Origin of the sequence: Streptococcus nasisuis (genome assembly GCF_040836615.1) — a bacterium.
Classification (GTDB): domain Bacteria; phylum Bacillota; class Bacilli; order Lactobacillales; family Streptococcaceae; genus Streptococcus; species Streptococcus suis_V.
Genome location: NZ_CP162268.1, coordinates 1,067,984 through 1,082,257, shown reverse-complemented (window position 1 = coordinate 1,082,257; position 14,274 = coordinate 1,067,984). Strand labels below are relative to the sequence as shown.

Genomic DNA, 14,274 nt, shown 5'->3' with positions numbered 1-14,274 from the left:
TCACTCCTCGAAATAATTACAAAGTGACTCTAATCCTGATTTGATGTATTGAGGCAGTTTGAGACTAAATTCATCATCAGTTACAGATAAATATACTAAGCCTGTAGAAAACTTTGATTTCCCATCAGACAATTCAATCTGATACATATAGGACTTTTCTGCAATCTCAGAACTTTCGTCAATATCTTCAAAATACCTCATCTTCGGATGGACATATTGTAGAATTTTAATCAAGGATGGCTTGTATCTTTTTTCCTCATCATCTATAGCATTGGTTAAAACAATTGATTCCTCAAAACTAGTGGCATAAAAGCCATTTATTTTACCTTGAGAATACATCGTAATCTTTTTTCCACCATCATAGTCAACAATTAATTCTTCTCGTTCAGCGATCATTTCAATTATCTTATTATTCACCTCATCTTCCTTAGCATCACTATTATTTAGCTCTTGTCTTATAAAATATCTTAATGTAGCATTTGTGGTTAAATATTTCTCTCTACTATATTTATATTTTTCTTTCAAGTGTTCAGATTGTTCTTGCAAATCAGAAATATTTGGCGGAATAGTCTCGACTTTATCATTATTTTTTATATTGACTTCCTTTTGAGCTTCAGACCTTTTTAAATCTAAATCTGTAAAAATAACAGTTTTGATTCCTAACAAATCTAATAGACTAATAAACTGATGTGCATGTGCACCATCAATGCGATAGACTTTGATATGATGGTTTCTTAAAGTTTCATGGTTATCAATCAAGAATCTCAGATAAGTTTCTTCAGAAACCCCCTCAACCAAAATAACTGCATCAGCAAAGAAAATATCCGAGACCTCTAATCTTAAATATTTTTTGATATATTCATAGGTTTCTTTATTAATATTCCGTCCAGATACTATTGCATCATCGCTTATGTTTTTTATTATATTATTCTCACCTAATTGACCTAAGTAACTAATATTATTTAGAGTGTTTCCCGATTGAATCTTACTGTTTAAAATATGTGTTGAATGAGTTGTGATAATAATTTGAAATGTATCTAGTTGCTGTTTTTTACCTAATAAGGTAGCAATTGCTTTTGAAATATTCTTGATAAATAATTCTTGCATCTGAGGGTGCATAAATGACTCTGGTTCTTCAATACAAAGAATGTTTACTGAACCGTTAATATCTTTCTCACTGTATAACTCAATATAGTCAACAATCTTTGCGATAATAACCATCAAATTTGTATATCCCATACCAAATTGGCTCTCAGGTATATTATTATTTCCCTCTTGGTACTCATAAATAATACTATTGGCAAAAATCTTCTCTAAAGTTACATCTGGATGTAAATTCATCTTTAGATTCTTGGTTGATTCAATGCTAGATACTGCATCTTCAAGAATATCCTTTATTTTCTTATCAACCATATCCTTTACTTGATAATTAATCTTATCAACCAAACTATCAATTTCTACAATATCATTATTCTTTGCATAAGCTGAAACTATTTTATTATAAGCTTGTGAAAGTGTCTTGTCATTTTTAACCGTATTTGCTTCGATTGTCTCTACCTTTAACAGTGAGGATAGCGAAAAATCTTTAGCGGGTTCATCTCTTCCTAGAGGATAAAAATTTAATACAAAGTAATTACCACTAAATAAACTTAAAAATTTTCGATGTTGAATTTCTTTTATATATTTTTGTAATTGTTCATCCTGCTGCTCTCCTTCTTCTAAATAACTAGTCTTTAGTTTAATAAGCTCTTCTGAGAAAGATTGAACATCAGCAACTTCATACTTAATATCGATAGTTATTTCTGCAACCTCTTTATCTTCATGAGTTCCAACTGTTTCTATACCGTCTAAAATTAGTATATCTTCGAAACTTGAAATTATATCATTTTCATCATCAATTCCTAATACTAGCAGAAACTCGAGACTAGGAAACTTATCAATACTTTTTATCTCTTCTTCGGATTTACTATCAATATTTTCTTGATGCCAATCTGATAACATTTTTAAATTAAAATCTGTATACTTGAAAATATTTCTACTACCTGACTTGGTATTTTGCAGTGTATTTAATAATTTAACAATTGTACTTTTACCTGAATTATTTTTTCCTACAATTAATGATGAACTTTTTGATATATACTTTTCTGTTATATTTATCTTTTCCGATTCATCTTCAGCAGGTATTTCTGGCCATTTACTATGAGCAAAGTTAATAGTTTGAACTTCTTCGCCATATTTTCTATAATTTTTTATTGATAGACTTTTTAAATACATAAAAATTCCCTTCTACTTTTTAGTTTCCATACTCAGTTCCTTCAACCGTTCCTGCCCCACCTTCATCATCTCCTCTTCCACCTTACTCCATTTGCCGAAGAGGCAGTCTTGGAGAATATCCGCCGCTGATCCTTCATCTGTTTCAGAATCAAAGACACAACTCCTATCCCTCTGATATATTTGAATCTGCTTGAAGAGTTGTTCGTTCTCTAACTCGAACACATTCTCAACCAAATGGTTCACAATGTAATCATGGTGTTTTTTAGGAGTTGCTCTGGCTTGACTTGGGTCAATGGCATAGAGTTCCTCATAGCGGATCAAGGTACTGAGATAGGATAGCTCTGGCTTTGTCGCAATTAAGGCTAGTGATACTTGATAAACTTTTGATTGCAATAATTGAGTTGTCTTTCGAGGGACTTCCGTGGTTCTTAGCGTTCCTTCAATTAACAAATGATAGCCCAATTGGCTTAGTTCTTTTACTAAATGTTCCACCATTTTTCCTGCGAATTGCTTGGTGTATTCAACGCTGTCCTTGCCGTATGTTTCCTGCAAAGCAGGGTAATTCGGATGCTGAGAGCGGTAACTATCCCCATCAATAATAATGATATTCCCTTGAAATTCCTTTTGTTTAATACGGTGAATCGTTGTCTTACCTGCTCCGCTCTGGCCACCCAATAAGATAGCTTTTGGCTCAGATGAAGCTGTTTTACCACGTGTTAAAGACCGAATCGTTCGTTTCAAGGCTAGTTCAAACTCATCTTGACTAAATTCTTCTAAGCTCATTAAGCCACCACCTGATGACTGGCAAGATCCAACATCCGCTCAATCCCATCCAAATAGCCATTATAGCGTTCTAATTCGCCAAAGGTATCTACAAGGTAGATCTTGGTATTCAATAAGTCAGACAGGTCATCACTCATCAAAACCCACGGATTAAACTCATCATCAAAGGCAATACCTTGTATGTCTTGATAACGATACAATCGGGATAGAATGGCAGTTCCCCGCTCCTTCAACACCTCGATTTTTAAGGTTAACTGATAATCTTCCACAGGGGTAAGCATTTTATCTTCTCCAACCAAGTCGACATAGGACACATTGAACTTTTGACAAATAGTATCAATCAATTCAGTTGTAATCGGGCTTGTACCATTTTCATATCGACTGAGGCTATTGCGTGAAATACCAACAATGTTCGCAAACTCGGTCTGCGTTAGGTCATGCGTTTTTCGTAGTGAGCTAATATTATTTCCAATCATAGTAGGTCCTCCATAGTAAAAGTATAGCACAAAACACCATTTCATGCACCAAAAATGGGGCATTTAAGTGTTGTGTTTTAAAATAGTTTGATATAGAAAAACTAGATCCACTTCAAACGTGAACCTAGTTTCTTTACGATTTATTTTCTTCTGTACATCAAATCAAATAGCCAATCATTGATGACAATCCACATATTAGCCCATGCGGATCCAACGCCAAACAGTCTTTTATAAATTTTCTTCATCATTTCTCTCTCCTTTTCTATAGACTACTTTACCATACCTACGGAAACTTCAGGTACATTTCCCTCAATTGACACAAATTATCCCTAAACTGACAGTGCTTAAATCTACTCCTTCGGTAGAATATTATTTCGGCTTCTTCATCTGCTTAAACTGCTCAATCCGTTTCTCCAGTTGATCGGTATGTAGTTTGTTCTTGGCTTCTGTAATCGTATCGTCAAGTGTTGGTTCCTGGGGAATGGCCTTTTCTTTTGTTTCCGTTGACAAGGAAACTTCTTCTGTTCTTGATTCAAAGACCAAGCTCAACAACTGATCGACCTTGATGAGTTCACTCTCAGACATAGCAGATAGACGATGAATCAAGCGCTTGAAACAATCTGGGTTGGGTGACTTTTTCTGAAATAATCGCATGTTCTCTCCTTTCAAAAAGCAGTCCGTCTCAGGACTGCTCGGCACTATAAATCATCAATCGCTGCTGAAATAGCTTGTAGCTTCTTAGTGTGCTTGTTCTTCTCATCAATCAATTGATGCAATTCTTCAATTTTTTTCTGGCTCTGTGCAATATCATCATTATTTTGAGCGATGATCTGGGCTAGATGTTGTTTATAGTCGTTGGTAATGTTTGGAGCTGGAGCTTTAACAGGGATTGGTGTTTCTTTTTCTTTAGGATCCGCCTTTTCTTTCGCCCGTTGTTGCTCCATTTTAAAAGCCGAAACATAGTCAACTTCTTCAGTAGGTGTTGCCTCAGTTTGATGAAATAGTGCGGCGATTTTCGCACGTTCTTCTGTAGATGATGTTGGTGTCTTCTCATCTAGTGGTTGGTCAAAGTTCCAAGTTTTTGTCATTTGCTTTCCTCATTTCTATGATTAGTTGGCTGTGGTGAAAGGCTCACTTCTTTTCCAAAGGCTTGATTCAAAGCTTCGTCAAAGGTTAAGTGACTGGCTTGTTGCCGTTTGACAAAGGTACTATACATAGCAGCCTGTAATTGCTCACGATAGGTTTCTAATTTTTCAGTTTCCCTAGAAACCTTCTCCTCCTGCCTAGCCACTTTCTCAGCCAGGCGTTCAATAACACTCATAGTGCTGTCCTCCTTGTTCACACTTTCTAGCTTATGCCATGACTCTTGATTTTTTTATCACAATTCTAACGTTCGTGATTGTTTAGGTGGAGGATTGGTCCTTAAAATCTGTGTTTGAGCTGACTGTATGACCTCTGACAAAGAAGGCTCCTGATTCCATTTGACGATGTCATTCCAATCTGTCTTGTCTTTATTTTCTAGTAATGGTGGCAGGTCTGCTTGAATGGGAAGCCCCTTATCCAATAGTTTTTGACAAAATTCTCGTCCAGCTTGGTCATTATCCACGGCTAACGTTATCAGGCCTGTATGTGTCTGAAAATAGGTTGTCGTGTCTTTTATGGCTTGTAGATAGTGGGATAATCGACTAGGATTGATAGTATCTAAAAAAGAGAGCTTGCCTTGTTCTTCTGCGGCTAAACGTAGGATCTGATAGGCAATCACCGACTGTTTTAATCCCTCCATAGAGACCAATCGAACATTTGATAATTTGTCCTTACGACATTGAACATAACTCATCATATCAATCATCGACTCGCAAAAGATAAGACGATTGGGCTTGCCTATATCAAAACTGATTCCCACATAGCCATGCGAATGTTTCATGATTTTCTTGAGATAACCTCGCTCATGTCGCTCATCATTCTTCACAATTCCCTGAAGACTAGCTCCTTTCAAAGCGCCATTATGGTCATAACTCTTACAAACTAAAACGGATTCTCGGTACTCTCTTGTCTGATAGCTTGCTTGAGCTAAAAGCCCTTGGCGTCCAAAGGCATTAATCGTCTCATCAGTCAGTCCACGAATTTGCTTCAAGTAGGTTCTTGCTTGTTTAAAGCTTTCTTCAGGTAAATAATAACGAAATGGCTGAGGAACACTTTCTACTATCTGAACTTGTTCAAATTGGCTAGTTTTAAGAAAAGCTAGAGCTTCCTTAAACGAAACACCTGACATTAATTGAACAAAATCAATCACATCGCCTTGAATGTCCCTTGAAAACCACTTAAAGGTATTGGTATCCGCAAAAATCCGAAAGGAATCATGGTCTGGGTGCTCGTACACCTGGCCTGATACTCTAGTAAACCGATAACCTAAGTTAGCGGCCACATCTAAAATCGAGGTTTGTTTGAGATTTTCTACTACTGTCATCTATGATCTCCTTATCAAAAAAAGCAGAAGAATACTCCTCCTGCTAGTTGCTATCACTTGTAGTTGTGCTTTTGATATCAGGAATGGCAGAGCTACTTGCTTCTGTGTTTGATTTCAAGTCATCGAGCTTCCCATTCCAGCTAGTAACTTGATTGACCAATAACTGATCCCTGATTTTGGCATAGGACACTTTCATCGTCTTCGTCTCTGTCTGCGTCATTTTTTGTTGGTGGTCGCTCATATCAGACACGTAAGTGACGTGATAAGTCACCTCCACAAGCGCTTCATTAGTCTCTTTATTGATAAAGATATCTGCTTCATCAAATCGGTAATCCAGCATATAATCCTTATACACTTGATTGATTGCCTCATCTTGTTGAGAGACTTCCTCAGAATAGGCAGAGTCGGTCATATAAGGTTTGATTCGGTGATTGTTTTCTCCGAGCTTTTCCTTGGTAAAATACTGGTTTAAAAACTCCTTGACCAGATTATCTGATAAGACAGATTCCTGTTCCTTTTCTTTTTCCTTGACAAGCAGTTTTTGAGCTTCTGCTTTGATTTGATGTTCCGTCTGCTTGGTGACAGAGTGTGAACCAAGGCTATACCCTATCATCACCAGAAAACTGGTGACAGCTATTCCTCCGATACCAAGCAAAAGCCTGACCTTTAATTTATTTAACATACTGGTTATCTCCTTTGACATTAAGATAACCTCATCTTAACAAGATTGATTTGGAGATTTTATCACAGAAAAAAGGACTACCAATAAGATAGTCCCGTCATCTATGCTACTTTGTTTCGAATCACTTTTGTCACAATCCCAAGTACCATGAGGAGATTAAAGACAAGATAAAAGCTCGTAAAACCCCAAACACCATTGGTCGCTAAATCTTCGGTGAAAAGGCATCGCTCGGTGAAAAAGAGGTAAATCCCATAGACTTCTATAAAAGCAAGTCCGGCAATAGCTCCGATAAGAAAGAAGCCACTGACTGCCTTTAGAATCTGATAGAGAATGACAAAGATAAAACCGACTACGGCGATAAGAAACACTGCTTGTAAGACTTGTTCTAGTAAACCTTGCATAAACCCTCCTCTTAGCCTAACTGCTTGCGATAATGATTAGCTAGATCCTCGTCTAGCTCCTCTAATTGTGACACCAACTCAAGATACCCGTCACGTGTCACTTCATCTAAGTCTGGAAAGTCATTCTCACGAGTCGTAATGATGACTTCTAGTTGACCAACGATTTCTTGCTTCGAAAAGCTATAATCAAGGGTTTTATCTTCGTATTCCTCCTTTAGAGCTTGATAATTTGCCCTATCTTCTGGACTGGTAAAGCCTTGAGCCAACCACTCCTCTAATTGGTAACGCATATCTTCTACTGTTTGATTCATTTTCTCTTCTCCTTTTGTGATTTCTTGATTTCATTTTACCGCGTTCAAAATTTTTTGTCAGCCATTTTTCTTAAAATTCAAGGGCTATTTGTTCTTCCAGTTCAATCTGAGAAATGGTCTCATTAAATTGAGCAAGTGCTGCGTCAATCTCTTCCATATCCGCTTCTTGTTCCACTAAGGGGGCAAGGACATCATACTTGGCCTTTACCAGCTGATAGTCCTCTTCTTTAGGAAAGACCTTCTCGACTTCCGTTCGTGCAACAGCTAGTTTATCCTTGAGATTATGGACCATATCTTCCGTCTTTTCCTGATCATCTAGGATATGGTCAATGGCGTTGGTAATCCGCTGAATGGTTCCCACATCTGATTTCAAATCAAGGGATACGGAATACTGATTATCCCCTGAAATGGTAAGCGATACCGTCTCTGGTAAGGGCTCACTGAGTCCTCTTGTCGCCATTTTCAGCTCAAAGCCCCTAAAGATGGCAAGAGTTCTCACTTCATTGGTCTCAGAACGGTTATAGGTGATGAGCTTACGCAAATAGTCCCCCGCTTCTGCCCGATTATCCATGACCTGATTATCAAATCGCATGATAAAGTCAAGGTGCTTAGTCGCCAGAGATTGGGCAATATCACGGTCGTACTGACTAAGACGTTTTTCTAAAACGGGTAGATGTTTCTCACAGTAGGATATGGTATGGCGGTATTCATCTTTCGAGCGATTGAAGGCTCGTTTTTGATTCTCCAGAACCGTCAACTCATTTTCCAACTCCATCTTGAGTTTGAGATAGGGGTTCCCCGTCGCCAAAGCCTTAAAATCTGAAGCGGTCATGGTTTGTTCATCAATATCCTCAGCTGACCTGACAGGGTCTTTGGAAGTCATGATTTGTTTAATATAGCGCAATTTATTCTCTTGTGTTGCCCACAAGTAGTTGTCAAATGAACCCTTGGTAATATAGTGATAAATGTCTACTTCGGTATACTGATTTCCTTGACGGATCAATCTTCCGTTGCGTTGGACCAAATCACTTGGTCTCCATGGCACATCCAAATGGTGAACAGCTTTCATGCGAGATTGGACGTTTAAGCCTGTCCCTCCTTTTTCCGTAGAAGCCATGAGAATCCGCACCTCACCACTATTGACCTTGCGAGACAAGGAGTTCTTCTTTTCATCGGTATTGGCGTCATGGACAAAGGCAATCTGCTCCCTAGGAATCCCTCGATCCACTAAAAGGTCTTTGATTTCGTTATAAACGTCAAACCCTCCCTCCTTACTCTTAGGTGTCCCAATATCCGAGAAAATCATTTGCGTGGCTTTGTTCTCTTCTCCTTCTCGATAAATGCGCTCGACATTGTCAACCACCTGCATGATTTTCTGATTGTCTAATAAGGTATAGGATGAATCCAGCAAGCGCATATCAATGGCCAGCTTTCTTGCTTCACCGGTCACCTTTAACATGTTATCCTGACTTGGATCGACACTTCCTGACTTAATGGCGTCTGACCGTGCAACCAACTCCTTCAAATAGTCCTTTTGAGCTGCTGTCAACTCACTTTCTACCGCAATGACCTTGGCTTCTGGGACTGGTAAATCAAGCATATCAGAGGTCTGAATATCGGCTGTTTCCTTGTAAATTCGCATGAGTTCAGGAAGATTGACAAACTTCTTGAAGCGTTTCTTAGGCTGATACTTATCACCAGTAGGGGCTAACTCCATAGAATTTTCGATATTGCCAAAGGCTCCAACCCATGAATCAAAGTTCGCTACCTGATACCGCCCCAAGACATCTGGCTGGATGTAATTCATCATAGTATAGAGCTCACTAATGGAGTTGGAAACAGGAGTTCCTGTCGCAAAAACGACATTACGATTGTCATGTTCTGCCTGAACCTGTCTCACTTTCATTTCCATATCTACATTCTTTTTAGAGGTGGTATTGGTAATGCCTGCGACATTGCCTAAACCTGTAATCGGTCGGATATTTTTGAAATGATGAGCTTCATCCACAAAGAGGAAATCAATCCCTAGATTCTCAAACTCAATAAAGGTATCTCTATCTAGTTGTTGGAGTTCTTCTAATCGAGCTTCCAAGCCCTTGATCGAACGTTCTGCTTCTTTGACTGTGTATTCGCTATCGCTCCCTAGCTTGATTTCTCTGAGTTGCTCTAATTTGTCTTCAATATAAGCCACCTGCTTTTCTTGACTCATGGGAATCTTCTCAAACTGAGAATCTCCAATCACAATGGCATCGTAATCTCCTGTAATAATCCGTGAGACAAACTGCTTGCGCTTGGCTTTTGCGAAGTCTTTCTTAGTTGTCACATAGACCTTTTTAGTCGGAAAGAACTTCATGATTTCTTGACCAAATTGAGCTGTCAAGCTCGACGGCACGACATAAAGGGGCTTGTGCACCATTCCAAGCTCTTTCAATTTAAAGCCTGCCCCAAGCATAGTTAAGGTCTTTCCTGACCCCACCTCATGTGCAAGAAGGGCACGCTTTTCCTCCACAATGCGCTGAATGGCATTTTGTTGGTGGGGACGTAAGGAGATATGTTGGGCCAGTCCGTCAATCTCTAAACGACTACCATCATAAACCTTTGACACTGTCCGATTATAGAGACTGTTATAGGTCGTCTCAATCAACTCCCCGACATCTGGATAGCGGGAGACAAAGTCTTGAAAGAGCTCTTGGAGATTGGTTTCTTTGGCACGAAGAACCGTTGTTTTCTCGACATCGATCACATTCTTTTTCTTATCGCCTTCGACGATTTGTTTGGTAATGGTCGGTTGATTAGAGTTGAGGAGATTTTCAAAGATTTTCCGCCCTGTATCATAGCGTGAAGCAGGAACTCCAAGGCTTCGATCCGTAGCTGTCGAATAGGTATAGGCAAATTGACTATGATACGAAATGGTCCCATCAATCGGACTAGTCGATAAGACCGTATCCAGCACCGAATCCGTCAAGTCTACACTCTGTCCCATAAAGGTTTCATAGGCAAATTTCCCATAGACAGCTAGGGGAATCCAGCGAGAGCCAATACGATAATCAATATCAGCGAGGGTGACTCGCTGTGGACGCACCTCTTCAAGCAATCCCTCATAATAGCTCCAGTTGAAATCATGATTGTCCTGCTTAATGAGTAGGTCCACTACTTCTAGTTTTGTCACCACATCACCTGATAAGAAGTCCTGCCGTGAGACATATCTTACCTCTCCTTTGAGATAAGATTCTGGGTCAGGAATAATCTGGTCTCCTAATTCTTCAATCAGGCTTTCTTTAGACTCTACAGGATAAATGGACATCATATAGTCAAAGTCCACCCCACGACCATCACAAAGGCTAGAGTTGAGAGCGTCTAGGGCAGAAGACACTTCTCTCACTTCTTTTTCTGGGCGCACGAGAGCTTTTTCAAAGGCGAGGGACTTGGTATAGATGACTGTCTTTCCACTCGGGTCAAGACCTTCATCCTCGAGACTTGCAAGAAGCGAATACTTGTCATCACTATCAAAAAGATTGCGGTTCACAGCACTATTCAAATAACCAAATTGCTTCACAAAGCTATCGTAGGTGCGATTGAGTTTTCCGAGTAAGCGTGCAAACTCTTCCTTGTCATAGTCATAATAGCGTTGAATGGCAATCACCTCTTGATAGGCATTTCGGATATCTACCATACCCTTAATTCGGGCGATTTCTTTTTCAGACAAGGGGGCTTCATAAAAGACTGTCTTTTTGAAATAGCCTTTAAACTGCCCACGATTTGCCGCATCCTCTGTCACATAGACATCAAGAGCGGTGCTATCGGTCACTTCTAAGGCATTAAAACGGTCAATCTGTTTCTGAGAATGTTTAGTGTCCCATGCTTTAAAAACTCCTTCTTCATCGACATAGTAGCTGATTTCTTCCGTCTTGGTCCCAATCCGAATCCCTTGATTGTCACGGTAGTAAATGGTGGAACCCTTATAGCCAAAACTATACTGATTAAGACTCTCTCGAATGTTCTGGGGAATGGTCTGGTCCACCACCTGTTTTACTAAAACCTCTGAGTTAATGAGTATTTCAGAAGCATCTATCATTCTTGGTGCTTTGACATTGCCTAAGGCTTCTGATAAGGCGTCAATCAAGTTGGCGTGACTGGCTTTTACAGATAGTGTCCCGCCATTAAAATTCCTAACCTGATAGGTCCCTAAAACCTGAGGATTGTACTCTCCGTCAAAATAGGGATTGAGCCAAATGCGCTCATCTTTGTCATAGCGGATGGAACCTGAAAAGGCCAGTTCATCTGCCTGATAGCCCTTGTTCAAGTGCTTTTGGAAGAACAAGACATCCGTGGTCACATTGGTACCCGCAATAGCCTTAAAGGCTGTATCAGGCAAGCGCACTCCTCCAAGAAAATCTGTTGTCTCCCGAATATCCTGTAGGATATTTTCCGTTCGTTTGTCCATGGTTCCAGTCGAAGAAATCATCACCACTTGCCCACCATCATGGACTAGATCCAGCGACTTTTTGACAAAATAATCATGGATCATATAGGGTTTATCATACTGGCTATCTGCGATACGGATATTCGCAAAGGGTACGTTTGACATCACTAAATCAAAGCTATCATGATTAAAAGGAACTGTTTCAAAGCCCTTTACCTCAATGTGAGCAGTAGGGTGGAGGTAGCTCGCAATGGCTCCTGTTATAGTATCTAGCTCAACTCCGTACAATTCACTTTTTTCTCGTAAGTGGTTGGGCATAGCCGCAAAGAAGTTTCCTGTTCCCATAGAAGGGTCTAGGATTTTCCCACCTCTAAAGCCATCTGCTTCCAGTTTTTGCCACATCTGACGGATAATAGCTGGGTCGGTATAATAGGCTGTAAGAGAGGATTGTTTCATGTCGGAGTATTCCTTATCCGACACTAAGGCTTTCAATACCTCTCTCTCCTTAGAAAACTGAGGGTTGTACTCATCAAAGAAGCTATTGGCTAATCCTCCCCAGCCGACGTATTTGGCAAGAAGTTCTTGTTCACTTGATGTCGCTTGACGCTTTTCTCTTTCAAGTGTTTTCACAAGTTTAATAGCCGCAATATTGGTTTCTACCTTATCCCTTGTTGTCTTTGGATAAAAATCTGTCAAATCTTCTGGAAACTGGAAGTCTATCAAGGGGTCAGAAGTTCTTTCAACGGCGGTGTTAGGTGATGTCACATCTCCTAGCTCTTTTTCGTGAATATCTAAGTTCCCAAGAGGGATAGGAGCTTCCTCCTCTTTCTCATCTAAGAACGAAAAGAGATCTAATTCTTGTGGTTCTTCTACCACTTCAACTTCCTGAGTTGGCACGTGAAGGGCATGGGTAATCTCTTCCAAATTCCGTAAATAAAGGACTGGATTTTCTTCAATCAGATAACTGAAGTCATTTTGAAGTTCAATCCGTATCAAGTCATTTAAACGAGCATCTTCAATGGCTAGGACCTTAAACTCCTGCCCCTTGTAGGTTACCATGGAACCAATAGGATAGATGTCAAGAACTTTCTCAACCAGTGGATTCTCGTGTTCTGCTGTAGAAGTAATGAATTCAGGTTCAGGTTGATGAAGCTCTTCTTTCCAGTCTCGAAAAACCAAATCTGGCTGTTCTAGCTTGGCCTCTTCAAAGGCTTCTGCGTCTTCGAGGGTCACTTGTTCATGTAAGAAGGCAAAGGCAATCGCCCGCAACTCCTCTAATTCCAGCTGACTGGTCAAGAAAAAGCGAACCTTTTCATGAGACAAGCCCATTTGAAGCAATTCCGTAGCTAAGGCTAATTGGGTGACACTTGCCTTTGGATACTCTCCTAATAAGGTTAAATCTTCCGTTTTCAAACGGAAGCGACCAGCCGCATCGAGGAAAATGTCTACCTGTTCAGGCTGAACATCTTTTAAAACAATTCCTGCTTGAAGCAAGGCATTCTGATTTTCTACTCGGATAGCCCGTCCAATTTCACCTAAGACGACTTCTTCGAGACTCGTAAGCGGACGCTTCAATTCAAAGACATCGCCATTTGCCTCTAGGTAGGTAAGGAGATGATCTCCCTCATAGACAGGAACCATTTCCATCTCATTGTCAAACGCACCACGTCTAAAGTCAGGTAGCTTAGGAAGATTGTTTCGTATCTGGTCAAAATGACTCAGAATCTTAAATTTTTGAGTGAGCGTCAGATGTTCATAAGGAGGCAAATGTTCGGTCTGTCCTGTCCGTATATCCAGTTGCGAGAGGTCCTCCTCTAAACTCGCAACGATAGAATAACCAGCCTCTCGAAAGCTCACCTCTTGAATAGCTTCTATCTCCTCTTCTTCCATCGACTTTTCTTCTTGCTCTGGCTCATAAGTTAGGAGAAACTGCTCAATATCACAGCTGATACGGTCTGACAGGTTATTGGCGACTCGGCATACATTGACGAGATTTGCCTGCTCACTTTTTAATAAAAGAGAAGCTATTGAAATGGACTGATAAGCCCCCTCCTTATCCAAGAGTTGAAATCGTGTCGCCAAATTATATAGGGCCACTTCAATGACCAAGGTCTTCTCAATTGCCGACAGTTGAGGGAGCTTTTCTAAACCAGCTTGGCCAAAGCTTTGCGTGTACGTCACTAAATCATGGACACTTTCAAAGGGACTTGCTTTCACAAAAGCAGAAACATTTGTCTCAACGTGAAGCATCTGGACTGGTGTTGGTTGTTCTCGTTTTTCCAGCCTAAACTCCCTTAAAAGCGTCTGCCATTCCTCATCAAAGTGGATAGCTTGATAGCGTAAAAAAGATTCTAATATGCGCTTGTCACGAGGCATACTCCCCCGCAACATATCTAATAATTGTTCTTGATTCATTCTCTTCTCCATTATAAAAAGGGGAGTGAGACAGAAGTCGTT

At 40.0% G+C, this 14,274-nt stretch carries 11 protein-coding genes; all 11 read right to left on the bottom strand.

The window, feature by feature from the left end:
- Positions 1–2,274, bottom strand: a complete 2,274-nt coding sequence (locus tag AB1F57_RS05555) for an AAA family ATPase (RefSeq protein ID WP_167786426.1) — start codon at positions 2,272–2,274, stop codon at positions 1–3.
- Positions 2,275–2,286: 12 nt separating this feature from the next.
- Positions 2,287–3,057: a type II toxin-antitoxin system toxin PezT gene (pezT, locus tag AB1F57_RS05550; RefSeq protein ID WP_170238744.1), complete on the bottom strand. Its 771-nt coding sequence runs from the start codon at positions 3,055–3,057 to the stop codon at positions 2,287–2,289.
- Positions 3,057–3,533, bottom strand: coding sequence for a type II toxin-antitoxin system antitoxin PezA (gene pezA / locus AB1F57_RS05545; RefSeq protein ID WP_167785800.1), 477 nt, complete (start codon positions 3,531–3,533; stop codon positions 3,057–3,059). The genes pezT and pezA overlap by 1 nt, the downstream gene beginning before the upstream one ends.
- A 369-nt stretch (positions 3,534–3,902) precedes the next feature.
- A complete protein-coding gene (locus tag AB1F57_RS05540) occupies positions 3,903–4,187 on the bottom strand; it encodes a hypothetical protein (RefSeq protein WP_367986247.1) in 285 nt (94 codons plus the stop codon).
- A 44-nt stretch (positions 4,188–4,231) separates the two neighbouring features.
- On the bottom strand, positions 4,232–4,621 hold the full coding sequence (locus tag AB1F57_RS05535; protein WP_170238745.1) for a DUF5945 family protein: 390 nt from the start codon (positions 4,619–4,621) through the stop codon (positions 4,232–4,234).
- Positions 4,618–4,854, bottom strand: coding sequence for a DUF5965 family protein (locus tag AB1F57_RS05530; protein WP_167785803.1), 237 nt, complete (start codon positions 4,852–4,854; stop codon positions 4,618–4,620). Before AB1F57_RS05530 ends, AB1F57_RS05535 begins: the two co-directional genes overlap by 4 nt.
- 57 nt (positions 4,855–4,911) lie before the next feature.
- A complete protein-coding gene (locus tag AB1F57_RS05525; RefSeq protein ID WP_167785804.1) occupies positions 4,912–6,000 on the bottom strand; it encodes a toprim domain-containing protein in 1,089 nt (362 codons plus the stop codon).
- A 43-nt stretch (positions 6,001–6,043) separates the two neighbouring features.
- Positions 6,044–6,682, bottom strand: coding sequence for a peptidylprolyl isomerase (locus AB1F57_RS05520; protein WP_167785805.1), 639 nt, complete (start codon positions 6,680–6,682; stop codon positions 6,044–6,046).
- Between the two features lie 101 nt (positions 6,683–6,783).
- On the bottom strand, positions 6,784–7,083 hold the full coding sequence (locus AB1F57_RS05515; RefSeq protein ID WP_167785806.1) for a DUF5966 family protein: 300 nt from the start codon (positions 7,081–7,083) through the stop codon (positions 6,784–6,786).
- A gap of 11 nt (positions 7,084–7,094) precedes the next feature.
- On the bottom strand, positions 7,095–7,394 hold the full coding sequence (locus tag AB1F57_RS05510; RefSeq protein WP_167785807.1) for a DUF5962 family protein: 300 nt from the start codon (positions 7,392–7,394) through the stop codon (positions 7,095–7,097).
- 70 nt (positions 7,395–7,464) lie between these two features.
- Positions 7,465–14,232 carry an SNF2-related protein gene (locus AB1F57_RS05505; protein ID WP_167785808.1) on the bottom strand — a complete coding sequence of 2,256 codons (6,768 nt, stop codon included), beginning with the start codon at positions 14,230–14,232 and terminating at the stop codon, positions 7,465–7,467.
- Positions 14,233–14,274 lie beyond the last annotated feature (42 nt).

Coding starts and splice junctions, on each gene's coding strand:
- AB1F57_RS05555 (WP_167786426.1), bottom strand. CDS start 2,274: ATGTATTTAAAAAGTCTATCAATAAAAAATTATAGAAAATATGGCGAA.
- pezT (WP_170238744.1), bottom strand. CDS start 3,057: ATGAGCTTAGAAGAATTTAGTCAAGATGAGTTTGAACTAGCCTTGAAA.
- pezA (WP_167785800.1), bottom strand. CDS start 3,533: ATGATTGGAAATAATATTAGCTCACTACGAAAAACGCATGACCTAACG.
- AB1F57_RS05540 (WP_367986247.1), bottom strand. CDS start 4,187: ATGCGATTATTTCAGAAAAAGTCACCCAACCCAGATTGTTTCAAGCGC.
- AB1F57_RS05535 (WP_170238745.1), bottom strand. CDS start 4,621: ATGACAAAAACTTGGAACTTTGACCAACCACTAGATGAGAAGACACCA.
- AB1F57_RS05530 (WP_167785803.1), bottom strand. CDS start 4,854: ATGAGTGTTATTGAACGCCTGGCTGAGAAAGTGGCTAGGCAGGAGGAG.
- AB1F57_RS05525 (WP_167785804.1), bottom strand. CDS start 6,000: ATGACAGTAGTAGAAAATCTCAAACAAACCTCGATTTTAGATGTGGCC.
- AB1F57_RS05520 (WP_167785805.1), bottom strand. CDS start 6,682: ATGTTAAATAAATTAAAGGTCAGGCTTTTGCTTGGTATCGGAGGAATA.
- AB1F57_RS05515 (WP_167785806.1), bottom strand. CDS start 7,083: ATGCAAGGTTTACTAGAACAAGTCTTACAAGCAGTGTTTCTTATCGCC.
- AB1F57_RS05510 (WP_167785807.1), bottom strand. CDS start 7,394: ATGAATCAAACAGTAGAAGATATGCGTTACCAATTAGAGGAGTGGTTG.
- AB1F57_RS05505 (WP_167785808.1), bottom strand. CDS start 14,232: ATGAATCAAGAACAATTATTAGATATGTTGCGGGGGAGTATGCCTCGT.